This window comes from Pseudomonas sp. GZJR-8 (assembly GCF_002916705.1).
GTDB classification, from domain to species: domain Bacteria; phylum Pseudomonadota; class Gammaproteobacteria; order Pseudomonadales; family Pseudomonadaceae; genus Aquipseudomonas; species Aquipseudomonas synxantha_A.
Genome location: NZ_JXSI01000010.1, coordinates 70,828 through 96,255 on the forward strand (window position 1 = coordinate 70,828; position 25,428 = coordinate 96,255).

General features: G+C 60.4%; 20 protein-coding genes. 5 read left to right on the forward strand and 15 right to left on the reverse strand.

Annotated features, from left to right (window positions below):
- Window positions 1–119: 119 nt before the first annotated feature.
- From TK42_RS19295 to treP, 5 genes are all read right to left on the reverse strand, one after another.
- Complete coding sequence (locus TK42_RS19295; protein WP_103734897.1) at window positions 120–398, reverse strand: PTS transporter subunit EIIB; 279 nt, start codon at window positions 396–398, stop codon at window positions 120–122.
- A gap of 2 nt (window positions 399–400) precedes the next feature.
- Complete coding sequence (gene ptsP / locus TK42_RS19300) at window positions 401–2,935, reverse strand: phosphoenolpyruvate--protein phosphotransferase (RefSeq protein ID WP_103734898.1); 2,535 nt, start codon at window positions 2,933–2,935, stop codon at window positions 401–403.
- A 48-nt stretch (window positions 2,936–2,983) separates the two neighbouring features.
- A complete protein-coding gene (locus TK42_RS19305) occupies window positions 2,984–4,204 on the reverse strand; it encodes a carbohydrate porin (protein ID WP_005791151.1) in 1,221 nt (406 codons plus the stop codon).
- Window positions 4,205–4,272: 68 nt separating this feature from the next.
- On the reverse strand, window positions 4,273–5,919 hold the full coding sequence (treC, locus tag TK42_RS19310; RefSeq protein ID WP_032879619.1) for an alpha,alpha-phosphotrehalase: 1,647 nt from the start codon (window positions 5,917–5,919) through the stop codon (window positions 4,273–4,275).
- Between the two features lie 119 nt (window positions 5,920–6,038).
- The gene (treP, locus tag TK42_RS19315; RefSeq protein WP_032879618.1) at window positions 6,039–7,481 is read right to left on the reverse strand and encodes a PTS system trehalose-specific EIIBC component; all 1,443 of its coding nucleotides are present in this window, start codon (window positions 7,479–7,481) and stop codon (window positions 6,039–6,041) included.
- Window positions 7,482–7,720: 239 nt separating this feature from the next.
- On the opposite strand from treP, the gene treR reads away from it, so the two are divergent.
- Entirely contained in the window at window positions 7,721–8,425 is a 705-nt protein-coding gene (gene treR / locus TK42_RS19320) for a trehalose operon repressor (RefSeq protein WP_032879617.1), read from the forward strand.
- Between the two features lie 212 nt (window positions 8,426–8,637).
- Here the strand turns inward: treR and guaA are convergent, their stop codons facing one another.
- The 4 genes from guaA to TK42_RS19345 form a co-directional block, all read right to left on the reverse strand.
- On the reverse strand, window positions 8,638–10,215 hold the full coding sequence (gene guaA / locus TK42_RS19330) for a glutamine-hydrolyzing GMP synthase (protein WP_005791155.1): 1,578 nt from the start codon (window positions 10,213–10,215) through the stop codon (window positions 8,638–8,640).
- Window positions 10,216–10,296: 81 nt separating this feature from the next.
- Entirely contained in the window at window positions 10,297–11,766 is a 1,470-nt protein-coding gene (gene guaB / locus TK42_RS19335) for an IMP dehydrogenase (RefSeq protein ID WP_014719807.1), read from the reverse strand.
- Between the two features lie 104 nt (window positions 11,767–11,870).
- Window positions 11,871–12,419 (reverse strand): hypothetical protein, encoded by a 549-nt coding sequence (locus TK42_RS19340; RefSeq protein WP_005791157.1) that lies wholly within the window; start codon window positions 12,417–12,419, stop codon window positions 11,871–11,873.
- Window positions 12,420–12,498: 79 nt separating this feature from the next.
- Entirely contained in the window at window positions 12,499–13,266 is a 768-nt protein-coding gene (locus TK42_RS19345) for a sulfite exporter TauE/SafE family protein (protein ID WP_103734899.1), read from the reverse strand.
- Between the two features lie 99 nt (window positions 13,267–13,365).
- On the opposite strand from TK42_RS19345, the gene TK42_RS19350 reads away from it, so the two are divergent.
- The 4 genes from TK42_RS19350 to leuA all read left to right on the forward strand — a co-directional run bounded on the left by TK42_RS19350 (window position 13,366) and on the right by leuA (window position 18,471).
- Complete coding sequence (locus TK42_RS19350; protein WP_032879614.1) at window positions 13,366–14,256, forward strand: LysR family transcriptional regulator; 891 nt, start codon at window positions 13,366–13,368, stop codon at window positions 14,254–14,256.
- Between the two features lie 10 nt (window positions 14,257–14,266).
- Entirely contained in the window at window positions 14,267–15,646 is a 1,380-nt protein-coding gene (gene xseA, locus TK42_RS19355) for an exodeoxyribonuclease VII large subunit (protein ID WP_005791160.1), read from the forward strand.
- 3 nt (window positions 15,647–15,649) lie between these two features.
- Complete coding sequence (locus TK42_RS19360; RefSeq protein ID WP_032879612.1) at window positions 15,650–16,468, forward strand: M23 family metallopeptidase; 819 nt, start codon at window positions 15,650–15,652, stop codon at window positions 16,466–16,468.
- Between the two features lie 323 nt (window positions 16,469–16,791).
- A complete protein-coding gene (gene leuA / locus TK42_RS19370) occupies window positions 16,792–18,471 on the forward strand; it encodes a 2-isopropylmalate synthase (protein ID WP_103734900.1) in 1,680 nt (559 codons plus the stop codon).
- 161 nt (window positions 18,472–18,632) lie between these two features.
- Here leuA and TK42_RS19375 read toward each other — a convergent pair whose 3' ends face one another.
- The 6 genes from TK42_RS19375 to hisS form a co-directional block, all read right to left on the reverse strand.
- Window positions 18,633–19,424 carry an amidohydrolase gene (locus TK42_RS19375; protein ID WP_032879610.1) on the reverse strand — a complete coding sequence of 264 codons (792 nt, stop codon included), beginning with the start codon at window positions 19,422–19,424 and terminating at the stop codon, window positions 18,633–18,635.
- Window positions 19,412–20,560: a pyridoxal phosphate-dependent aminotransferase gene (locus TK42_RS19380; RefSeq protein ID WP_103734901.1), complete on the reverse strand. Its 1,149-nt coding sequence runs from the start codon at window positions 20,558–20,560 to the stop codon at window positions 19,412–19,414. The genes TK42_RS19375 and TK42_RS19380 overlap by 13 nt, the downstream gene beginning before the upstream one ends.
- Before the next feature lie 134 nt (window positions 20,561–20,694).
- Window positions 20,695–22,164, reverse strand: a complete 1,470-nt coding sequence (gene der, locus TK42_RS19385) for a ribosome biogenesis GTPase Der (RefSeq protein ID WP_005791167.1) — start codon at window positions 22,162–22,164, stop codon at window positions 20,695–20,697.
- 134 nt (window positions 22,165–22,298) lie between these two features.
- Complete coding sequence (bamB, locus tag TK42_RS19390; RefSeq protein ID WP_103734902.1) at window positions 22,299–23,450, reverse strand: outer membrane protein assembly factor BamB; 1,152 nt, start codon at window positions 23,448–23,450, stop codon at window positions 22,299–22,301.
- Window positions 23,443–24,084 carry a YfgM family protein gene (locus TK42_RS19395; RefSeq protein ID WP_003194010.1) on the reverse strand — a complete coding sequence of 214 codons (642 nt, stop codon included), beginning with the start codon at window positions 24,082–24,084 and terminating at the stop codon, window positions 23,443–23,445. Before TK42_RS19395 ends, bamB begins: the two co-directional genes overlap by 8 nt.
- 41 nt (window positions 24,085–24,125) lie before the next feature.
- Window positions 24,126–25,415, reverse strand: coding sequence for a histidine--tRNA ligase (gene hisS / locus TK42_RS19400; RefSeq protein WP_032879608.1), 1,290 nt, complete (start codon window positions 25,413–25,415; stop codon window positions 24,126–24,128).
- Window positions 25,416–25,428 lie beyond the last annotated feature (13 nt).

Sequence of the window (25,428 nt, forward strand, 5' to 3'; positions counted from 1 at the left end):
TGCAAATCCCTGTGGGAGCCGGGCTTGCCCGCGATGGCGGCCTGACAGTCAAGGTATTCGGCGCCTGACACACTGCTATCGCGGGCAAGCCCGGCTCCCACATTTGATCATCGTAGCCTTTATAGGCCGGTGAGCAGATGGACCACGCCGCCCGCCAGTACCATCACTGCGGGTACACCGGCAGCCTTCAACGCCGACTCATCCAACCCACCCACCTCCTTCAATTGCACCCTCACACGCGTCAGCGCCACGCGCTTCTGTGAAGTAACGTTCCCCTCCCCGCCCAATGCACTCAGCACCTCGGCCGACAACAGGCTCGGTGTCGGTGCGGCAACCGTCTCCGCCACCAAATCAGGCGTCAGGGCTTTCCAGAACGCCCGCTGCAATTTCTCGAACATGCTCAGTGCTCCACGACAGATGAGGTTTCAACGGTAGCCGCGTGGTACAGCCGCAGGGCCTCACGCACTTGATTGGCTTCTTCCAGGCCCAGCACCTGGCGGGCGATGATCTGGCAGTCGTGCAGGTCCAGCTCACGCACGGTGGCCTTGATGGTCGGGATCAGCGGCACGCTCACCGACAGCTCATCCACACCGAGCCCGATCAATACCGGCACTGCCACTGTTTCGGAGGCCAGCGCACCACATACCCCCACCCACTTGCCGTGGGCATGGGCCGCTTTGACCGTGATGTCGATCAGGCGCAGTACCGCCGGGTGGAAACTGTCGGCCTGGCTGGCCAGACGCGGGTGGTCGCGGTCCATGGCGAGGGTGTATTGGGTCAGGTCGTTGGTGCCGATGGAGAAGAAATCCACATGGGGCGCAAACACATCCGCCATCAGCGCTGCGCTGGGGACTTCGATCATGATGCCCAGCTTCGGTAACTCGGTCAGCCCAAGCGCCAATGCCTCTTCTTCGAGCATCTTGCGCGCCAGGTGCAGCTCCGACAGCAGGCTGACCATCGGCAACATGATATGCAGTCGCGCCAAGCCTGCACTGGCAAGGATCGAGCGCAGCTGTTCACGCAGCAGTTCGGGGCGCTCCAGGCACAGGCGAATACCGCGCAGGCCAAGGAACGGGTTGGTCTCGCTCTCCATCGGCACATAGGCCAAGGGTTTGTCGCCGCCCACATCCAGGGTGCGCACCACCAGATTGCGCTCGGTGCCCAGGGCGCGAGCGATGGCGCTGTAAGTGCCAGCCTGTTCTTCGGCGCTCGGGGCGCGGTTACGGTCCAGGTAGAGGAACTCCGAACGCAGCAGGCCCACGCCTTCCCCGCCCAGGGTCAGGGACTGCTCCACTTCCTGCAACGAGGCGACATTGGCGGTGACTTCAACGTGATGCCCATCGCGGGTGACCGCCGCCCGTGAGGCCTGTGCCACCTCACGTTGCAGTCGCAGCTTTTGCTGTTGGCGAACCGCCTGCAATTGTTCGATTTCAGCCAGGTCCGGCTCCAGATGCAGCTCGCCTTTGTCGGCATTGAGCAGTACCCGTTTGCCGTTGGCCAGGGCCAATACCTGGCTCGGCACCCCGCAAACAGAGGGCAGGCCCAGCGCGCGGGCAAGGATTGCCACATGACTGGTAGCGCCACCGGCGACCGTGACGAAGCCCAGGACTTTACCGGTATCCAGGCCGGCGGTTTGTGAGGGTGTCAGTTGCTCGGCGACCAGGATGGCGCACTCCGGCAGCTCCATGGATCGCTCGGGCACGCCCAGGATCAACTTGAGCACGCGCCGACCAACGTCGGCCAAGTCCGCTGCACGTTCAGCGAGCAGTGCCTTACCCAAGCCCTCGAAGAGTCGGGCGGTCGCCACTGTGGCGCGGTTCCAGGCAAAGGCGGCACTCTTGCCCTCGGCCAGCAGGCTATAGGCTTGTTCAAGCAGGGTTGGATCTTCGAGCAATTCCTGATGAGCGCGGAAAATTTCGGCTTGGGCACTGCCGGCCGCCTTGGCTTGCAAGTCTTGCAGCGCCTCGCTTGCCGCCCGTAGGCCGCGCGCCAATGCGGCCCGCTCAAAGGTTTCTCCGACGCCAGCTTCGGGAATATCGAGCGCCGTCTCAGCCACTTGGACGACCTGGCCGAACGCCGAGCCCGGCGATGCGCAGACACCTCGTAACACGGTGGCCGAGGACGCCGGTGCGGCGGGCGTGTTGATCTTCTCGACCGCTACCGGCAAGGTCTCGCCACAGCCGTCGAGCAATAACGCCACCAGGGCCTGGATCGCCGCCTCGGCATCTTCGCCCGCCGCGCTCACCTGCACGCTGTCGCCCTGGCAGGTCTGCAACGCCATGATCGCCACCAGGGACTTGGCATTCGCACTCTGGGTTTGCTTGTGCAGGTAAATGCTCGAGTTGAACCCTTTCGCCGCCTGGGCAAGCACCGCCGCAGGCCGGGCGTGCAAGCCATGAGCGTTGGGCACAGTCAGTGGCTTGGAGAACAGCGCGTTACCCTCCTCCTCATCCAACTCGGCAGATACCTGCCCGGTCAATACTCGCAACAGTGGCTGGCCGGCCTCGACCAACGCCCGGTCTGCCACCAACAGCTCAAACGGCTCGCCGCTCACCACCAGCATCAAGGTCAGCAGACTGCGTGCATGGAGCGCCACATAGTCGGCATCGAACTCTATCAGCGGCTGCCCAGCCTCCACCCGCTGGCCTTCCTCGACCAGACGGGTGAAGCCCTGGCCAGCCAGGTTTACGGTGTCCAGACCGATATGCAGCAACACCTGCACACCGTTGTCGTCGGTGACACTGACCGCATGACCGCTGTCCTGAATGTTGCTGATCACCCCGGCCAACGGCGCGCAGAGCGTCTGCGAGGTCGGGTCGATGCACAGCCCGTCGCCGATCACGCGACCGGAAAATACCGGGTCGGGTACCTGATCCAGCGCCAGCAGGACCCCGGACAGGGGCGCCAGCAGTGTCAGGGGTTTAGATGGGGTCATGACTTCACCTGTTGTTGTGTTTTTTAAAGATCATTGGGAGCTACCGAATTACTTCCACCAGTACTCGACTTGTACACCCATGTTCGAGCCATGCCGCGCAGTGCCATAGGCACCGGTATCAGATAATGCCGAACCCGCCGCCAGCTCATTGGCCGCACGCTTGGCCGCCTGGTTCCAGGACGCATAGGTGTAATACAACCGCACTTCCGGCCGAGCCCAGAATTCAGGACCTTTGGGCGACCAGGTCGGAGCGAACGTGAATTTGCTCAACTTGCGCGTGCCCCCCGTGGCGTCAACCTGATCGTGACCCAGCTCAGCGACCAGTTTGAATTGCTCGCTGATGGCATATGCCGGGCGCACGCCGAGGGAGATCCAATTCTGGTCCTGGCGCCCTGGGCGCACGTCTTTCTGGTACACCGCTTCAACTTGCCCGCCGAAACGCGGGGTCACCTGCCAGTCGAAGAACTCCACTACCCGGTAGCTTTTGCTGCTCCTGTCCAACGCGGTATTGCCGGTATAGCCCAGGCCGGTGCCTGGGCCTTCGCCGTACTGGAGGGCAAACTTGTTCTTGCCCCCCAGGAATGCAGCTTGTACATGCTGCGCGGTCAGCGCCCATCCGCTGTTGGCGTCACGCCCGCCAGCCTTGGCGATGTAGCTCAAGCCAAGCTCCAGCTCGCCGCCAGGGTTGGTATTGAAACCTGCGACGTTGAAGTCGTGACGGGTGGCGTATTCCTTCTGGTACAGGTTGTCCTTGCGTGACAGCGCGTAGCTGTATTTCAAGCCGCCGATCAGCACGTCCTCGATTCCCCCTCCGGTGGCGCTCTGGTTCCAGTAGTAGAAGTCGGAGATATGGATGTCGTTACGCTTGTAGTAACGCCGCCCGGCCCACAGCGAACCGCCATTGAGGCTGGGCAGGTTGGACCATTGCGCGTACATCTGCGGCATACGCGCCGAACCGTTGTTTTCGCCCTGGAATTTCAGGGCACGGTCGTACTGGTTGTAGAGGGAAGCCATGGCATCGACGCTGAACACCGACCCGTCATCGAGGGTCAGCAGGTCCTGGCGCAATTCCAGCTCAGCGTATTGCTCGCATTCGTTGCCCAAGCGGTACTTGGTTTGCGCCCCCGGTAGTTGGAAGCATTGCTGCTTGCCACTGCCCGTCGATGTGCCTGCGCCGCTGCGCAAGTAACCGGCGAATTCCAGAGCCTGGGCGCCAAACGGCGCAGCGAGGCAAGAGGCGATAAGACCCAGCTTTATTTTTGTTTTCATGAAGCGCTCCTTTTATTTTTATTGTTATTTCTTACTGTCTTGCGTGACGCGATCGCCCGTAGGGCGGCTTAGCCCTTGAGGTGCAGCACAAACGATTCGTAAGGGCGCAACACCACCGTGCTCGTGCGCACCGGGCAGTCGGGGTAGTTGCTGATCAGCAAACGTTGTTCGCACGCCGCGTTGATCACCTGATCGGGCAATTGGATTTCGCACGGCGTGCCGTAGAAGTTGTTGAGCACCAGCAGGCGCTCGCCCTGGCCTTCACGCAGGTAGGCCCAAACCTTGGAATGGTCTTGCAGCAGCGGGCGATAAACGCCTTGCTGGATCAGAGGTTCGCGGCGCCGCAGGGCGATCAATGCTCGGTAGTGATGCAGCACCGAGTCCGGGTCATCCAGCTGACTTTCGACATTGATGCGCGCGGCGTTGTCCGGGATGCCAATCCAGGGCTCGCCACGACTGAAACCGGCATTGGCCTGGCTGTTCCACTGCATCGGCGTACGCCCGTTGTCGCGGGACTTCTGCATGATCGCCGCCATGCTCGATGCTTCGGACTCTCCCGCATCGCGCTTGAGTCGGAAGATATTCAGGGTTTCTACATCGCGGTATTGTTCGATCCTGTCAAAGCCCGGGTTGGTCATCCCCAGTTCTTCGCCCTGGTACACATAGGGTGTGCCCTGGAGGAAGTGCAGCGCGGTGGCAAGCATCTTGGCCGAGACCACGCGATATTCGCCGTCATCACCAAATCGCGAAACCACCCGTGGCTGGTCGTGGTTACACCAGAACAGCGCGTTCCAACCGCCACCGGCCTGCATGCCTGTCTGCCAATCAGAGAGAATCTGCTTGAGTTGCAGGAAATCGAAATCGGCCTTTACCCATTTTTGCAGGTTGGGGTAATCGACTTTCAGGTGATGGAAGTTGAAGGTCATCGACAGCTCTTTCGAGGCCGGATTCGAGTAGCGAATGCAGTGTTCCAGGCGGGTGGACGACATCTCGCCCACGTTGATCAGGTCATGGCCGTCGAAGACTTCGCGGTGCATTTGCTGCAGGTACTCGTGCACATGCGGGCCGTCGGTGTAGAAGCGGCGGCCGTCGCTGGTGTCTTCGGGGAAATCGGCGGGCTTGGAGATCAGGTTGATCACGTCCAGGCGGAACCCACCCACGCCTTTGTCACGCCAGAAGCGCATCATCTTGAACACTTCGGCGCGCACCTTGGGGTTGTCCCAATTGAGGTCGGCCTGGGTGTGGTCGAACAGATGCAGGTAGTACTGGCCAGTCTGCGCTTCGTATTCCCAGGCCGAGCCGCCGAACTTGGACTCCCAGTTGTTCGGCTGGTCGCGCCAGATGTAGAAGTCGCGGTAAGGGTTGTCGAGGCTGCTGCGTGCCTGCTGGAACCACTCGTGCTCGACGGAGGTGTGGTTGACCACGATGTCGAGCATCAGCCTGATGCCGCGCTTGGCCGCTTCGCTGATCAGCAAGTCGCAGTCGGCCATGGTCCCGTAGCTGGGGTCGATGGCGTAGTAATCGCTGATGTCGTAGCCGTTGTCGCGCTGGGGTGAGCGCAAAAACGGGGTGACCCACAGGCAATCCACGCCCAGCCAGTGCAAGTAGTCGAGCTTGTCGACGATGCCCAGCAGGTCACCGGTAGCGTTACCCGCGTGGCTGTGGAAGCTTTTGGGGTAGATCTGGTAGATCACCGAGTGTTGCCAGGTTTGCATGGTGGGTTCCTTCAGTAGAGTTGGGTGCTGGCCCTTCTGGCCTCATCGCAGGCAAGCCAGCTCCCACAGTTGAAATGCGTTCAACCTGTGGGAGCTGGCTTGCCCCCGGTGGCGATTGATCAGGCGACCCGGTAACCAGGCCGAATGATCTTCATGCTCAACAGGCAAGTCAGCGCAAACGGCACGACCATCGCCACGATCATGCCGATCACAAACATCGGAATCGCACTCGGCACAATCGAGATAAACCCGGGCAAGCCACCGACGCCGATGGCCGAAGCCGTTACCTTGTTCAGCGACAGGAAAATGCTGCCCAGCGCCGAGCCCAGCAGAGCGGCGTAGAACGGGAACTTGAAGCGCAGATTCACCCCGAACATCGCCGGCTCGGTGATGCCGAAATAAGCCGAAATTGCCGAGGTGGACGCCATGCTTTTGTCCCGCGCATTGCGGGTCATGTAGAACACGCCCAATGCGGCGCTGCCCTGGGCCAGGTTGGACATGACGATCATTGGCCAGATAAAGGTGCCGCCCTGGGTCGAAATAAGCTGCAGGTCGACGGCCAGGAACATGTGGTGCATACCGGTGATCACCAATGGCGCATACAGCAGGCCGAAAATCGCCCCGCCAATCATGGGTGCAATCTCAAACAGGGTGACCAGGCCTTCGGTAATCAGGATGCCTAGGTGGCGGGTGACCGGGCCGATGATCGCCAGGGCCAGCACGCCGGTGACAACGATGGTGGTGATCGGCACGACCAGCAATTGAATGGCATTCGGTACCCGCGCCCTTAGCCACTTTTCGATCACGCTCATGACGAAGGCGGCCATCAGGATCGGTAGGATCTGCCCTTGATAACCCACCTTCTCGATCTGGAACCAGCCGAAGATATCGAAGTACGGCAGGCTCTGGCCGTCGAGGCCGGCGACCGCCTTGCCGTAGTTCCAGGCGTTGAGCAGGTCGGGGTGCACCAGCATCAGGCCCAGCACAATGCCGAGGATTTCACTGCCGCCAAAACGCTTGGCTGCCGACCAGCCCACCAACGCCGGCAGGAACACGAACGAGGTGTTTGCCATCAGGTTGATCAGGCTCCACAGGCCATCCAGGTTCGGGTAGGCCTCCAGCAGCGTCTTGCCTTCGATGAACATGCCCTTGGCGCCCATCAGGTTGTTCACGCCCATCAACAGGCCGGCGATGATCAACGCGGGCAGGATCGGCATGAACACATCGGAAAACACCCGCACCAGACGCTGCATGGGGTTGGTCTTGTCGCCGCCGGCTTTCTTCACGTCGGCAATGGTTGAGGCGGCCAGGCCGGTCAGTTCGCGCAGGGCGGCATAGACCTTCTCCACTTCGCCGGGGCCGATCACCACCTGGAACAGGCCGCCGGTAAAGAACGAGCCCTTGACCAGATCGACCTGGTTCAACGCATTGCCGTTGACCAGGCTTGGGTCCTTGAGCGCCAGGCGCAGGCGGGTCACGCAATGGGCAGCTTGCTCAAGGTTATCGCGGCCCCCGAGGTGCTCGAGAATCTCGCGGGCAGTAGACGAATAGTCGTGGCTCATGCTCGTTTTCCACTGTGATTGTTTTTATGGGTGGCAGTCATTGGCAGCACGCCGAGGAGGGAAAAGTACTCGTCTGTACGAGTTAAATCAACAACTCGTCTGTACGAGTTACACTTTTGTTTATATGTAGGAGCTTACTGTCAGATTTTTCCCTCACCTGCACGGCTATCCAATGGACAAACCCCACCTCTGCCACTAAGGTTCCTGCCTTGAATGCAAGCCAGGCACAGAGCCATCTCATGAGCAAATACAACCAGATCTATACGGATCTGCTTGCCAGCATCACCACCGAACGCCTGCAACGCGGTACGCGCCTTCCCTCCGAAACCGAACTGATGGACGCCTACCAGGCCAGCCGTGGCACCGTGCGACGCGCCATCGAGCAGTTGCAGGAGCGTGGCTTTGCGCAAAAAATCCATGGCAAGGGCACCTTTGTGTTGTCGCCCAACCCGATCGAGTTCCAGTTGGGCGGCATCGTCAGCTTTCACGAGACCCACGCCGACCTGGGCGATGACGTACGCACTGACGTCGTCGAGTTCACCCAAATCCCGCTGGAAGGTTCTTTGCTGCAACACATCGAAGCCGAGCCCGGCACGCTGATCACCCGCGTCAAACGCGTACGACGTATCGGTGGCAAGCGCGTGATCCTGGACATCAACCACTTCGTTGCCGACCTGATCCCCGGCCTGGACCACTCGATTGCCGAGCAGTCGATCTACGCGTTTATCGAGCAAACGCTGGGGCTGCAGATCAGCTATGCACAGCGCACCATCGAAGCCCTGCCGCGCAGCAAGGACGACCAGGCGCATCTGGATCTCGATGGGCAAAGCCATGTGATCGTGGTGAGTAACCAGACGTTTTTGCAGGACGGGAGGCAGTTCGAGTACACCGAGTCGCGGCATACGTTGGATAAGTTTTACTTTTCGGATATTGCGCGGCGCTGAGCGTAATCCGGGAAGATCATCTTCTCCCCTACCGCCTCGAACTCTGGGTGAGTGCCTCGGTATTCGGAAAGCTCCGACATCGCGCGAGTCATGCCTCGCGTGCATCCTGGCCAACCATAGGCTGCTTGATCAGGCACTGACATCCCCAAAAACACAAAACCCCGGCACCAGGCCGGGGTTCTGTTATTCAGCACTCACCTGCTATTGCAGGATCATTCCCACTCAATCGTCGCCGGCGGCTTGCTCGACACGTCATACGTCACGCGCGAAATGCCTTCGATTTCATTGATGATACGGCCGCTGACCGTCTCCAGCAGTTCGTAAGGCAGGTGTGCCCAACGCGCTGTCATGAAGTCGATCGTCTCTACGGCACGCAGCGCAACAACCCAGGCGTAACGACGACCATCGCCTACAACGCCAACCGATTTCACCGGCTGGAACACCACGAACGCCTGGCTGACCTTGTGGTACCAGTCGGCCTTGCGCAGTTCTTCAATGAAGATGTGGTCGGCGCGGCGCAGCAGGTCGGCGTATTCCTTTTTCACTTCACCGAGGATACGCACGCCCAGGCCCGGGCCTGGGAATGGGTGGCGGTAGACCATGTCGTACGGCAGGCCCAGTTCCAGGCCCAGACGACGGACTTCGTCCTTGAACAGTTCGCGCAGCGGTTCTACCAGCTTGAGGTTCATTTCCTCAGGCAGGCCACCCACGTTGTGGTGGGACTTGATCACGTGGGCCTTGCCGCTCTTGGCGCCGGCCGACTCGATCACGTCTGGGTAGATGGTGCCCTGGGCGAGGTACTTGATGTTGTCCAGTTTGTTGGACTGGGCATCGAAGACGTCGATGAAGGTACGACCTATGATCTTGCGCTTCTTCTCCGGGTCGGACTCGCCGGCCAGGTTGTTGAGGAACTGTTCCTCGGCGTTGGCGCGGATCACCTTGACGCCCATGTTCTCGGCGAACATGGCCATCACTTGCTCGCCTTCGTGCAGGCGCAGCAGGCCGTTGTCGACGAATACGCAGGTCAGCTGGTCGCCGATGGCCTTGTGCAGCAAGGCAGCAACTACCGAGGAGTCCACGCCGCCGGACAGGCCGAGCAACACGTTGTCGGTGCCGACCTGGGCGCGCACCTGGGCGATGGCGTCTTCAGCGATTTTCGACGGGGTCCACAGGGCTTCACACTCGCAGATGTCGAGAATGAAGCGCGACAGGATGCGCCCGCCTTGCTTGGTGTGGGTCACTTCCGGGTGGAACTGCACGCCGTAGTAACGACGCTCGTCGCTGAACATACCGGCGATCGGGCAGCTTGGGGTGCTGGCCAGGATGTGGAAGTCTTCCGGCATCTTGGTGACCTTGTCACCGTGGCTCATCCAGACGTCGAGGCCGAACAGGCCGTCGGCGTCGATGTGGTCTTCGATGCCGTCCAGCAGGCGGCTCTTGCCGACCACGTCCACACGGGCATAACCGAATTCACGCAGCTCGGAGCCTTCCACCTTGCCGCCCAGTTGCTCGGCCATGGTTTGCATGCCGTAGCAGATACCGAACACCGGTACGCCCAGGTCGAATACCGCTTGCGGGCAACGCGGGCTGTTGGCTTCGTGCACGGACTCGGGGCCACCGGCGAGGATGACGCCTTTAGGGGCGAATTCGCGGATCGCTGCGTCGTCCATGTCGAACGGGTGCAGTTCGCAGTACACGCCGATTTCACGCACGCGGCGGGCGATCAGCTGGGTGTACTGGGAACCGAAATCGAGGATCAGGATGCGATGGGCGTGAATGTCGAGGGCCATGAAGTCAGTCTCGTCTAATGAATCAGAAACAACTCGGGGCTGAAAGAACAGCCCCGGTTACTTAACATTTTGCTGGAAGGCTCAACCTACACGGTAGTTTGGCGCTTCCTTGGTGATCTGCACGTCGTGGACATGGGATTCAGCCATGCCTGCGCCGGTGATCCGTACGAACTCAGGCTTGGTGCGCATTTCTTCGATGTCGGCGCTGCCGGTGTAGCCCATCGAGGAACGCAGGCCGCCCATCAGTTGATGGATGATCGCGCTCAGGGTGCCTTTGTACGGCACACGGCCTTCGATACCTTCCGGTACGAGCTTCTCGGCGCCTGCCGAGGAGTCCTGGAAGTAACGATCGGAAGAACCTTGCGCCTGGGACATGGCGCCCAGCGAACCCATGCCACGGTAAGCCTTGTACGAACGGCCCTGGAACAGTTCGATCTCGCCCGGCGCTTCTTCGGTACCGGCGAACATCGAGCCCATCATCACGCAGGAAGCACCGGCCACGATGGCCTTGGACAGGTCACCGGAGAAACGGATGCCGCCGTCGGCGATCAACGGTACGCCAGTGCCTTCAAGGGCAGCGGCGACGTTGGCGATGGCGCTGATCTGCGGCACGCCCACACCGGCGACGATACGCGTGGTGCAGATCGAGCCAGGGCCGATACCGACCTTGACAGCGTCAGCGCCAGCTTCGGCCAGAGCCTTGGCGGCAGCGCCGGTGGCGATGTTGCCGCCGATCACTTGCACGTCAGGGAAGTTCTGCTTGACCCAGCGCACGCGGTCGATCACGCCTTTGGAGTGACCGTGGGCGGTGTCGACCACCACCACGTCAACACCGGCAGCAACCAGCGCCGAAACGCGGTCGCCAGTGTCTTTACCGGTGCCGACTGCCGCGCCAACACGCAGACGACCCTGGTCATCCTTGCTGGCCAGCGGGTAAGCCTTGGCTTTTTCGATGTCGTTGACGGTCATCATGCCCTTGAGGGCGAATTTGTCATCGACGATCAGCACGCGCTCGATGCGGTGCTTGTGCAGCAGTTCGCGCACATCGTTCTTGTCGGCGCCTTCCTTGACAGTAACGAGGCGCTCTTTAGGCGTCATCACTTCACGGACGGTGACTTCAAGGCGGTTCTCGAAACGCACGTCACGGGAAGTGACGATGCCGACCAGGTCGCCATCGTGCAGCACCGGGACGCCGGAGATGTTGTGCATGCGAGTGAGTTCGAACAGGTCACGCACGGTGGCGTCGGCTTCGATGGTGATTGGATCTTTCACCACACCGGCTTCGTAACGCTTGACCTTGCGCACTTCGGCAGCTTGCTGCTCGATAGTCATGTTCTTGTGGATGATGCCGATGCCGCCTTCCTGAGCCATGGCAATGGCCAGACGGGCTTCGGTGACGGTGTCCATGGCAGCGGAAACCAGGGGAATATTCAGCTCGATGCCACGGGTTAGGCGGGTCTTGAGACTGACTTCGTTAGGAAGCACCTCGGAATAACCGGGCACTAGGAGAATGTCGTCGAATGTCAGAGCTTCTTGGCTGATACGCAGCATCGCGGGGGCTCCCGAGCGGGAAAATGGAAGCGCGCCATTATATACATGCACCCTGCCCGGCTCAATGTAAAACTCTGACAAACTTGGTAATACTGATAGAAGGATTAAAGCTCGACTTTGACCCAGCTCATTTTCTGGTCCAACCAATCGGCAAATTCGTCGATAAAGCTCTGCTTGAACCCCGCCTCCGCCCAGTTGTTGAAGATGAACCCCAGGTTGGAAAACCCGCATTCCTGCAGGAACAGAAAGCCGTTGATGTCATCTTCATGCCCACACAGCGGGCAGGTGAAGTTGTCGGTGTGACCAGGCATCCAGTCTTCCAGGCTTTCGAACAGCGCCTCGCCAACTTCCTTCAGGCATTCCGGGCAGCCGGCTTCTTCAAGGAACCCCTTGGCCGGCGTGTAGATGCAACGCTTGTAGATGATCTCCAGGCCATTGACCGGCTCGTTGAACGGCAGCGCTTCAGGGTGCAGCACCACGGCGCGGGCGCCATCGGCCAGGGCGTAGCCCATGCGGTTGCCGGTACGCCCGCAAGTGGTGAGCTCTTCCTTGATGATGTTCTTGCGCACCAGCCAGCGCACAATCGCCCGGGCGCGGGGTTCGTGGACGGGCAAGGTGGAGATTTTCGGGACAAGGATGCTTTGGGAGTTCATGGGAGTCCTGCGGTGTGGCTATTGGCTTGCCCGCGATGACGCCCGGGAGGACGGCAGCTTAATCCCTGAAAAAATCAGGTCAAGTACTCACATACCGCCCGATCAGCGCAATACCACTGGCCAATACCAACCATGTCACCAACCGCACGAACGCCTCACGGGACAGCCGCATCGTCAGCCTGCGTCCACACCACAGCCCCAGGGCCATCGCCGGCAACAGGCAAACCGCCAACATCAATAACGGCAAATCTGCATACACGCCGGCAATCAGGAACAGACTCAAACGCACGACCGTGCTGCAACTGATCAGCGCGCTTTGCGTGGCCCGCGCCGCGTCCTTGGGCAAACGGCTGTTCAGGTAAATCGCATATAAAAAGCCGCCACTGCCGAATAGCGCACCAAACAGCCCCCCAACAGTGCCCATGGGAATCGACCAGCCCGCTGCCAGCTCAGTCGGCCGCGCCTTCACCGCCAGGCTGTAAATCGCGTAGGCGCTGATAAACAGGCCCATCAACAGCAGCAACAGGTCCGAATGCAGGTTGAGCAAAAACAACACGCCCAGGCTGCAGCCGACGGCCATGCAGGGCAGCAACCGCAACAGTTCTGGTTTGTTCACATCGCGCCGCGTTTGCAGCAAGCCGCCAAACGCCGCGACAAAGTCGAGAAGCACCAGCAACGGGATGATCTTCGACAGCGGCATAAACACAATCAGGATCGGCCCGGCGACCAAGGCCGTCCCGAACCCGGCAATGCCAAACACCACATAGGCCAGCACCACACCCAGGCCGATCACCAGCCAATCCACAGCCCCGAACGACCACTGACTCATCAACTCAACCAGGCTCATGGGTTATTCCTTGTTGGACATGGCCTTCACTTTAGCCATTGGCGACTGTTGCGACTAATATCTTCAAAGCTAGCCACTCATCTCAAAAAGGCATGACTCGTGATCTCCACGCGGCAACTGCGTTACTTCGTCGAAATCGCCGAGAGCGGCAGCTTCAGTGCCGCGGCCGAACGCCTGTTTGTGGCGCAGTCGGCCTTGAGCCGGCAGATTAAGGAACTGGAAAATCAACTGCAAACCCCATTGTTCGAACGCACCGCACGCCAACCGCGGCTCACAGCGGCCGGTGAAGCGTTCTACCCACGGGCGCGCAATTTGCTGAGTGAGTTGCTCAAGGCCAGCGAAGTGGCGACCCTAGTAGGCAATGGCCAGCTTGGCACGCTGCGCCTGAGTCACTCGAGCACAGTGCCGATGAGCGGCGCGTTATTGCACGGCATCAGCACCTGGCTAGAGCGCTGCCCTGGAGTATCGGTGGATATCGCCAAGCTCTCCTCCGAAGCCCAGTTGGAGGACATCGCCGAGGGTCGCCTGGACGTCGGCCTGCTGCGCTTGCCCGTACTGCGCCAGCGCGACGGCGTGCGTGTGCTGCCGTTGTACACGGAGCCGTTGGTGCTGGCGGTGCCGCCGAATCATCCGTTGGCACGCAGCGACGCGCCGGTGGAGTTGGCGCAGCTAAAGGACCAAGCGTTTATCTCGGTCCCCCATCCCCAACGCGGCGGGCTGAGTTATCTGTCGGCCGAACTGTGCATGCGTGCAGGATTTTTCCCCAGGGCCGCACGGGTGATGTCGCGCAAGACCACGCAGTTGCAATTGATCCAGGCCGGTTTCGGCATTGCCTTGTTACCAAAATCCATGCAGGACATCGCCCCCGCCAACCTGCACTTTTTACCCCTGGCCGACCCGGACTGCCATAGCACCGTGGCCCTCGCCTGCGCGCAGGCGCCGAACGCGCTGGTAGAGCAGTTCTGTCAAACCCTGCACGAATGCCTATAAACTGCCGCCCATGATTAAAGATCCTTTTGCCCGTCTGGGCCTGGACCGCGAAGTCCTGACTGTCAGCCAGCTCAACGGCCGCGCGCGGGTGTTGCTGGAAGACGTGTTCACCAATATCTGGGTCGAAGGCGAAATCTCCAACCTCGCCCGCCCGGCTTCCGGCCATGTGTATTTCACCCTCAAGGACAGCGGGGCCCAGGTGCGTTGCGCGCTGTTTCGCAACAACGCTGCACGCGTGCGCCAGGCGTTGAAGGACGGCCTGGCGGTCAAAGTGCGTGGCAAGGTCTCGTTGTTCGAGGGGCGTGGCGACTATCAACTGATCCTCGACACCGTGGAACCTGCCGGCGATGGCGCGCTGCGCCTGGCCTTCGATGCCTTGAAGGAAAAGCTCAGCGCCGAAGGCCTGTTCAGCGCCGAGCGCAAGGTGCCGCTGCCCGCGCACCCGCGGCGTATCGGCATCATCAGTTCGCCGACCGGCGCGGTGATTCGCGACATCATCAGTGTGTTCCGCCGCCGGGCGCCGAACATTGAACTGACACTGATCCCGACCGCTGTGCAGGGCCGCGAGGCGATCCCGCAGATCGTGCGGGCGCTCAAACTCGCCGATGCCCGCGGCTTCGACGCGCTGATCCTGGCCCGTGGCGGCGGCTCACTGGAAGATCTCTGGTGCTTCAACGAAGAAGCCGTGGCCCGAGCGGTGGACGCCTGCGTCACGCCCATCGTCAGCGCCGTCGGCCATGAAACCGATGTGTCAATCAGCGACTTTGTGGCGGACGTGCGCGCTCCGACGCCCTCCGCCGCCGCCGAGCTGCTGGCACCGGACGCCAGCCATCTGGTGCGCCAGGTAGACAACCTGCATCGGCGCCTGGTGATGCTGATGCGCAACCGCCTGAGCCACAGCCGCCTGCGCCTGGAAGGCATGGCCCGGCGCCTGCGTCACCCGGGCGAGCGCTTGCGCCAGCAGGCACAACGTCTGGATGACCTGGACATGCGTATGCGCCGCGCCTTCGAGCGCAGCCTCAATACCCGTCGCGAGCGCTTGATTCGCCTGGAGACCCGCCTCGCCGGCCAGCATCCGGGCCGCCAATTGGCGCTGTTGCGCCAGCGCCTGGACAGCCTCGCCGAACGCCTGCCCCGAGCCATGCGCGAAGGTCTCAAGGCCCGACGCCTGCAACTGCAAAGCCAGGTGCAGACGTTGCAGGTGGTCAGCCCGCTGGCGACCCTGGGCCGTGGCTACAGCATCCTGCTGGATGAACGCGGCCAGGCGATTCGCAATGCCGCACAAACCCACACCGGCCAGCGCCTGACCGCGCGCCTGGGTGAAGGTCAACTGCAAGTGCGGGTGGAAGACAATCACCTGACACCCGTCACCCTTTCGCTACTGGATTGATTGATGCCACGTCTACTGAGTTTGTTGCTGCTGTGCCTGTCCATGAATACCTACGCGGACAGCTACATCACCCGCACCTTGAACAAACCGGTGCCCGGTGGTGTGGCCGTGGTCGAACTGGGACCGGCCGCCACGGCGCCCAAAGCCACATACCAAGGCAAACCGGTGCTGGTGGTAAAAGAACAGGACAACTGGCTAGCCATCGTCGGTATCCCGTTGACGGTCAAGCCTGGTAACGAGCGCATCAGCAGCGGCGGGCGCAATTTGCCGTTTATCGTCGGTTACAAGAAGTACCCGGAACAGCGCATCACGCTGAAGAATAAAAGCCAGGTCAACCCTGACCCAGCCCAGCTCAAGCGCATCGAAGGCGAGTTGGCGGTACAGCTCAAGGCTTACCGCAGTTTCAGCCCCACCCTGCCGAGCAACCTGGTGCTGGACAAACCGGTGAACGGCCCGTTGTCGAGCAAGTTCGGGGTGCGGCGCTTCTTCAACGGTGAAGAGCGCAACCCGCATTCGGGCCTCGACTTCGCCGTGCCGGCCGGTACGCCGATCAAGACGCCCGCGAACGGCAAGGTGATTCTGGTTGGCAATTACTTCTTCAATGGCAACACGGTATTCGTCGACCATGGCCAGGGCTTTATCAGCATGTTCTGCCATATGTCGAAGATCGACGTGAAGGTGGGCCAGCAACTGGTGCGCGGTGCGGTCGTGGGCAAGGTGGGTTCGACCGGACGGGCGACGGGGCCGCACATGCACTGGAACGTCAGCCTGAACGATGCACGGGTTGACCCGGCTATCTTTATCGGCGCATTCCAACCCTGAAACACGCGATTGCGCGCCCCATCACCGGCGCGCAACTAAAACCAGATATCAACTTAAAAACCAGCATAAAATCTCGTTTATTCTGCGCAGAGCAGAACTTATCTCAATTTTTATCGACTGCTTGCCATCTTTCACCCCTGCGGTTAGGGTTGAGCTTATGAAAACCTCTCACACCCTCATTCAGCTTCGCCAGCACCGCAGCCTGTGCCTCGTCAGCGCACGACTGCCAGGCTGAATCGATCTGCCTCGTCCCAAGCTTTCTCCCCAAAAACAGTTTCACGGCAGGCCGCCTTTTCTCGGCCCCTACAACAAAGGATTTCCCGATGAGCATGCTCAAAGACCCGTCGTCGAAGTACCGCGCGTTCCCGACCATTGATATTCAGGACCGCACCTGGCCATCGAAGACCATCACCACCGCGCCGATCTGGTGCAGCTCTGACCTGCGTGATGGCAACCAGTCGCTGATCGAGCCGATGGACGCCGCGAAAAAGCTGCGTTTCTGGAAGACCCTGGTATCTGTAGGCGTGAAGGAAATCGAAGCCTCGTTCCCGGCCGCCTCGCAAACCGACTTCGACTTCGTGCGCACCCTGATCGAAGACAACCACATCCCCGAGGACACCACCATCCAGGTGCTGACCCAGGGCCGTGAAGACTTGATCGCACGCACCTTCGAATCCCTGCGCGGCGCCAAGAAGGCCATCGTGCACTTGTACAACGCCACGTCGCCGTCGTTCCGCCGCATCGTGTTCAACCAGGACAAGGATGGCATCAAGGCTATCGCCGTCAACGCGGCCAAACTGTTCGTCAAATACGCCGCCCAACAGCCTGAAACCCAGTGGACCTTCGAATACTCCCCGGAAACGTTCAGCGCCACTGAGTTGGAGTTCGCCAAGGAAGTCTGCGACGCAGTGATCGAGGTGTGGAACCCGACGCCCGAGCACAAGATGATCCTCAACCTGCCGGCCACCGTTGAATGCGCCACACCGAACATCTATGCCGACCAGATCGAGTGGTTCGGTCGCCATATCAACCGTCGTGACAGTGTGATCATCAGCCTGCACACCCATAACGATCGCGGCACCGGCGTCGCCGCCACCGAACTGGGCCTGATGGCCGGCGCCGACCGCGTCGAAGGCTGCCTGTTCGGCAACGGCGAGCGTACCGGCAACGTCGACCTGGTGACCGTGGCCCTGAACATGTACACCCAGGGCCTGGACCCGCAACTGGACTTCTCCGATATCGACGGTGTGCGCAAAGTCGTTGAAGAGTGCAACCAGATCCAGGTGCACCCGCGTCATCCTTATGTGGGCGACCTGGTACACACCGCGTTTTCCGGCTCCCACCAGGACGCGATCCGCAAAGGCTTCTCCCAGCAGAAAGACGATGCGCTGTGGGAAGTGCCGTACTTGCCGATCGACCCGGCGGACATTGGCCGCAGCTACGAAGCGGTGATTCGTGTAAACAGCCAGTCGGGCAAAGGTGGCATCGCCTACCTGCTGGAACAGGAATACGACATCAGCTTGCCGCGTCGTATGCAGATCGAGTTCAGCCAGGTTGTGCAGGCCGAAACCGACCGCGTGGGCCTTGAGATGACTGCGCCGCAGATCTACGCCTTGCTGCAGCGTGAATACCTGCAAGCCAACACCCCGTACGCGCTGGTCAGCCATCGCCTGCAGGAAGAGAACGGCAACAGCTTTGTCGAGGTGGAAGTTTCCGGCAAGGGCCAGGGCGAAACCAACCTGCACTGGAAAGGCAAAGGCAACGGCGCGCTGGAAGCCTTGGTGGCCGGCCTGCCGATTGGCGTGGAGATCATGGACTACAACGAACATGCCATCGGTGCGGGCACCAATGCCAAGGCGGCCGCCTACATTGAACTGCGCGTGAACGGCGAACGTCCGGTGCATGGTGTGGGCATTGATGAAAACATCACCACCGCCAGCTTCAAGGCGCTGTTCAGTGCGCTGAACCGCTCGCTGAGCCAGTTGGAAGCCAAAGCGGCGTAATCGGCTGCTGAAATGTGAAAGGCCCCTGGGTGTGAATCCAGGGGCCTTTTTGCTTTGGGGTTATGGTGGCGCTGATGGCCCTATCGGGAGCAAGCCCCCTCCCACATTTGAATGTATTCGCAAATCAAAGTGGGAGGGGGCTTGCTCCCGATAGCGGTTTATCAGACAAACTGAAAGCTATCGGCATCCAGGTTCGCTGGAAACCTGGTGCGATAAGCAGCCAGCTCCGCTGCATCCAGAATCACCTGGAACACCCCGTCCGCCTCCCCTGCACTCAGCAAGGTTTCACCCTGGAAATCCAGCACCTGGCTGTCGCCTGTATAGGCAAATCCTTTGCCATCCGTGCCTACCCGATTCACGGCAGCCACATAGCACAGGTTTTCAATCGCCCGCGCCGGCAACAAGCGGTTCCAATGCTGACGACGTGCACCGGGCCAATTAGCGGTGTACAGCAGCAAGTCGGTGTCCTGGGCATCGCGACTCCATACCGGGAAGCGCAGGTCGTAGCAAATCAGTGGGCGAATGCGCCAGCCCTTTAACTCAAACTGCACCTGGCGTTCGCCGGGGGTGTAGTGATCGTGCTCACCGGCCATGCGGAACAGGTGACGCTTGTCGTAATGCAGCACCTCGCCATCCGGCCTTGCCCACAACAGGCGGTTGCGGTGGCTACCGTCGGCGGCCTGGATAATCACGCTGCCAGTGATCACCGCGTTGTATTTGGTTGCCTGCGCCTGGAGCCAGTGATGGGTCGGCCCCTTTTCCGGCTCGGCGAGGGTGGCTGACTCCATGGAGAAACCGGTGGTGAACATCTCCGGCAGTATGATCAGGTCCGCACCATTGGCCTGCTCCAGCAGCAGCTCAAAATGCTCAAGGTTAGCCTGACGGTCATGCCACACCAGGCTGGTCTGAATCAGGGCGATGTTCAGATTGGGCAGTGCACTCAGATCACGCATAGCTTTTCGGCTGCTTGTTGCAGCGTCTCCTCGCGTTTGGCAAAGCACAGACGCACCAGGCGCTGGCCTTGGGGTGGGTTCTGGTAGAACACCGAGACCGGTATGGTCGCCACGCCGTGTTCGCGGGTCATCCACAAGGACATGGCAATGTCATCCAGGTCTGGGCGAATCTGTGAGTAATCCACCAGTTGGAAATAAGTGCCGCTCACCCGGGTAAAACTGAAGCGGGATGGCCCCAGCAGGTCGCAAAACATGTCGCGCTTGGCCTGGTAAAAGGCCGGCAGTTCTTCGACATGCTCCGGGTGATCAGCCATGAAGTCAGCCAAAGCGTACTGCAAAGGGGTCACGCCGCAAAAGTTGACATATTGATGCACCTTGCGCAGTTCGGCAGTCAGAGCCGGCGGCGCGACCACGTAACCGGTTTTCCAGCCGGTCACGTGATAGGTCTTGCCGAAGGAGCTGACCACGAAGGCGCGCTGATACAGCTCCTGATGGGCCAATATGCTGACGTGAGGCACACCGTCGAACACCAGGTGTTCGTAGACCTCATCGCTGACCAGGTAGATATCGCGGTCGCGGATCAGTTCGGCCAACTGGTCCAGCTCGGCGCGGCTGATCAGCGCACCAGTGGGGTTATGTGGCGAGTTGATGATGATCATGCGGGTGCGCGGCGACAGCGCCGCCTTGATCTGCTCGAAGTCGAGGGCAAAACCGTCCAGACTCAGTTGCACATGAACGCAACGACCACCGGCCAGCTCCACCGAGGGCTCATAGCTGTCGTAGCTGGGGTCGAACACGATGACTTCATCGCCACTGCGAATCACCGCCTGGATCGCGCAGAAGATCGCCTCGGTGGCGCCAGGGGTGATGGTCACCTCGCTGTCGGCATTGACTGTGGCGCCATAACTGCGAGCAATCTTGGCGGCCACCTGCTGACGCAACACGGGCAAGCCGGTCATGGGCGCGTACTGGTTGTGACCCAGAGCGATATGCTTGCCCACTGCATCGAGTAAACCTTGCGGGCCATTGAAATCCGGGAAACCCTGGGACAGGTTGAGCGCGCCGGTTTCAGCGGCGAGTTGCGACATAGTGGTGAAAATGGTCGTGCCGACATTCGGCAGCTTGCTGGTGATCATCGGAGGCCCCTGCAGGTGAGCCCCAAGTTTTAAGCTGCCAATTGCATCGGGTCAAGGCACAAACGGTCGCGCACAAAAAAGGGCTCCAAAGGAGCCCTCTCTTGCAGCGTGTCGCTTACAACGCAAAGCTGCCGTTATTTCTTGTCACGGCGCTTCTTGTCGGCCTTCTTGTGGTGAGTCATCAAACGACGCTTCTTGTTCACCTGACGGTCGGTCAGTGTGTTCTTGTTGCCTTCGTATGGGTTCTCGCCACCCTTGAACTCGATACGGATCGGCGTACCGACCAGTTTCAAGACTCGGCGGTAAGTGTTTTCCAGGTAACGCACGTAGGACTTGGGCACCTTCTCGATCTGGTTACCGTGGATCACGATAATCGGCGGGTTGGCACCACCCAAGTGGGCGTAACGCAGTTTGATCCGACGGTTGTTGACCATCGGCGGTGCGTGCTCGCCCACGGCGTCTTCGAGGATCTGGGTCAGACGGTTGGTCGGCCAGCGGGTGACCGCGGACTTGAACGAGTTCTGTACCGAGGCGTAGAGGTTACCCACGCCAGTACCGTGCAGTGCCGAGATAAAGTGGATATCGGCGAACTCGACGAAGAACAACCGACGCTGCAGTTCGATCTTGACGAAATCGCGCTCGCTCGGCGTCATGCCGTCCCACTTGTTGATCGCGATCACCAGGGCCCGACCGGCTTCCAGGGCAAAGCCCAGCAAGTTGAGGTCGTGGTCCACCACGCCTTCGCGGGCGTCCATCACGAAGATCACCACGTTGGCGTCTTTGATCGCTTGCAGGGTTTTGACCACGGAGAACTTTTCAACTTCTTCGTGGATCTTGCCGCGCTTGCGCACACCAGCGGTGTCGATCAGCGTGTACTTCTCGTCGTTACGCTCGAACGGGATGTAGATACTGTCGCGAGTGGTGCCGGGCTGGTCGTAGACGATAACGCGGTCTTCACCGAGCATACGGTTGACCAGGGTCGACTTGCCGACGTTCGGGCGGCCGATGATAGCGATCTTGATACCGTCTTTTTCGCTCGGGCCAGGAATGCGCTTGGCTTCCTCGCCTTCAGCGACGATCTCTTCCTCGCCCTCTTCTTCCTCGACATCATCCTTGGGGAAGTCGCGCAGGGCGATTTCCAGCATCTGGGTGATGCCACGGCCGTGGGCACCCGCGACCGGGATCGCATCACCGAGGCCCATCGGGCTGAATTCGGCACGGGCCGCCTCAGGATCGATGTTGTCGATCTTGTTGGCGACCAGATAGGAACGCTTGTTGCGCTTGCGCAGGTGCTCGCCAATCATCTGGTCAGCGGCGGTATAGCCCGCGCGGGCGTCCACCAGGAACAACACGACATCGGCTTCTTCAATGGCCAGCAGCGACTGCTCGGCCATTTTTTCGTCCATGCCATGCTCGTCACCGGAGATACCACCGGTGTCGACAATAATGTAGGAGCGCCCTTGCCACTTTGCCTCACCGTATTGGCGATCACGGGTCAGACCGGACAAGTCGCCGACAATGGCGTCGCGAGTCCTGGTCAGGCGGTTGAACAAGGTGGACTTGCCGACGTTAGGTCGGCCCACCAGGGCGATTACGGGAACCATGCGGCTCTCCACTTCGTTATTTCAGAAAATACAAAAGCCGCTGCAGGGCAGCGGCTGGTGCTCGGGGCAGCATCGTCAGATGCCGCATGCCCCGCAAAAGCAGGGCCGCCTGGGTGTTACCCCAAGCATGGTTCTTACTTGATGGTCAGGGCTTCCAGCTTGCCGCCGTTGCCATACACATAAAGCATGTTACCTACCACCAGCGGACGCGCACGCAAGCCGTCGCTGTCGATACGTTGGCGACCGACAAAGCGACCATCCACCTGGCTCAGCAGGTGCAGGTAACCTTCAAAGTCACCGACTGCTACGTAGCTGGAGAAGACTTCCGGTGCCGACAGTTGGCGGCGAGCCAGCGAGTCGTTGCTCCACAGTGCAGTGGTGGAACGCTCATCGACACTTTCAACGGTGCCGGAGGCCAGGCTCACGTAGACGCTGCCAAACCCTTGGGCGACACCCGCATAGCTGGAAGCATCACGCTGCCAGTTGATGCGGCCGCTTTGCAGGTCCAGCGCGGCAACACGGCCCTGATAGGTGGCCACGTAGAGAGTTTCACCCGACAGCAGCAGGCCACCGTCGATGTCCACGACGCGGTCCAGCTCGGAACGGCCTTGCGGGATAGCCACACGGGTTTCCCACGCCGGCACGCCGTTCTGGATATCCAGGGCGACTACTTTACCGGTCGACAGGCCAGCCACAGCGAGATTGTTGGTCACAATCGGACCACTGGTACCACGCAGGGTCAACACCGCCGGGGTGCTGTCGTACAACCAGCGTTGGTCGCCAGTGGAGGCATCCAGACCGATTACGCGGTCATCCTGGGTCTGCACCACGACGATATCGCCGTTGGTCGCTGGCGCCGAGAGCACTTCACTGGTCACGCGAGCGCGCCATTTCTCTTCGCCGGTGCTGGAGTCGAGTGCGACCACATCACCTTTGAGCGTACCGATCAGCACCATGCCGTAGCCGACACCCACACCACCGGAAACCGGCAGCTCGAGGTCTTTCTTCCACTTGACGTCGCCGTTCATGCGATCCATGGCAACCACGACGCCAGTGGAATCAGTGGCCACGATGTTGTCGCCGTCGATCGCCGGCTGCAACAGGTTGTAGAGGTCGCCCTGCCCGTCACCAATGGATTGGCTCCATTGTTTTTGCAGGACCACTTCTTCCTTGAAGCTGGTCAGCTCGGCAGGCGGCAGTTCTTTTTTGCTGTTGCTGCTGCAACCCGCGGCCAAAACGGCCAGAGCCAGCAATGCTGCATGTTTCCAACGGATCACGTCACGCATCCCCTTTGGCCAAGTCGTCGAGCTTGATTTGTAAGCCACCGACCGCCGCTTCATCAGACAGCGCCGCCTTGGCTTTTTGGTACGCAGCATGGGCTTCGTCGGTACGACCCAATTGGACCAACAGGTCGCCCTTGAGCTCTTCGCGAGTGGCCACGAATGCCTTGTCAGCATCGCCGTCGAGCAGTTTGAGTGCTTCGTCAGCCTTGTTCTGTGCCGCCAATACCTGTGCCAGGCGCTGACGTGCGATTTCACCCAGGGTCGGGTTGGTCGGCTTGTCGGCAATGGCCTTCAGCTCGGTGGCTGCGTCATCCAGCTTGCCGGTATCGACCGCGACCTTCGCGACGAACAGGCTGCCGTACTGGGCGTAGGTGCTACCGCCGAATTCGTTTTTCAGCTTGCCAGCCAGGTCTGCCACCTGTGCAGGGTCAGGCTTGCCGTCCGGCGTCAGGGTAGTTTCCAGCAATTGCTGGTAAACGATCGAGGCGCCCTGGGATTGGTTGGCCTGATACTTGGTCCAGGCTTGCCAGCCGAACACCACCACTAAAGCCAGCAGGCCGCCAGTGACCAGGGGCTTGCCGTTACGCTGCCACCAGTCCTTGAACTCGGCCAGTTGCTCATCATCAGTACTCGACACCCCAATACTCCTTAATCGCTAAATTCGGCTGTTCGACAGCTTCAACCCTGCACGACGCAGGTGGCCAAGTGCGCAGCGAGCGCATCAAAGGCAACGTTCTGTTGTTCACCCTGGCCACGCAGGGGTTTGAAACCTATCACTTGCTGGGCCAATTCGTCATCGCCAAGGATCAGTGCGTACAGCGCACCACTCTTGTCGGCCTTCTTGAACTGGCTCTTGAAGCTGCCGGCGCCGGCATTGATCTGCAGGCGCAGGTTCGGCAGTTGGTCGCGCACCTTCTCGCTCAAGGCCAGGGCGGCGAGTTCGGCAGCCTCGCCAAAAGCGCACAGGTACACGTCCACCTGACGGGAAATTTCTTCGGGAACCTGTTCAAGGGTTTCCAGCAACAGGATCAGTCGCTCGATACCCATGGCAAAGCCCACGCCCGTAGTCGGCTTGCCGCCCATTTGCTCGACCAGGCCGTCGTAGCGACCACCGGCACACACGGTGCCTTGGGCGCCGAGCTTGTCGGTGACCCACTCGAATACAGTCTTGCTGTAGTAGTCGAGGCCACGCACCAGCTTGGGGTTGATCACGTAGGGAATCCCCGCGGCATCCAGGCGAGCCTTGAGGCCCTCGAAGTGCACGCGGGATTCGTCGTCCAGGTAATCGGCCATTTTCGGTGCATTGACCAATACGGCCTGGGTGTCGGCGTTCTTGGTATCCAGAACGCGCAACGGGTTGGTTTTCAGACGGCGCTGGCTGTCTTCGTCCAATTTATCCAGGTGAGCCGACAGGTATTCGACCAGGGCTTCGCGATAGCGGCCCCGGGACTCGCTGGTACCCAGGCTGTTGAGTTCGAGCTTGACCGCATCGCGGATGCCCAGTTGGCCCCACAGACGCCAGGTCAGCACGATCAGCTCGGCGTCGATGTCCGGGCCGTCAAGGTTGAAGACTTCGCAACCGATCTGGTGGAACTGGCGATAGCGGCCTTTCTGCGGGCGCTCGTGGCGGAACATCGGGCCGATGTACCAGAGCTTCTGGGTTTGGCCACCACCGGTGATGCCATGTTCCAGTACGGCGCGCACGCACGCGGCAGTGCCTTCCGGACGCAGGGTCAGGGAGTCGCCGTTGCGGTCTTCGAAGGTGTACATCTCTTTTTCGACGATGTCGGTCACTTCACCGATGGAGCGTTTGAACAGCTCGGTGAACTCGACGATCGGCATGCGGATCTGCTTGTAACCGTAGTTATCCAGCAGGCGCGCGACAGTGCTTTCGAAGTAGCGCCACAGTGGCGTCTGCTCCGGCAGGATGTCGTTCATGCCACGAATGGCTTGCAGAGACTTGCTCACATCAAATCCTTAA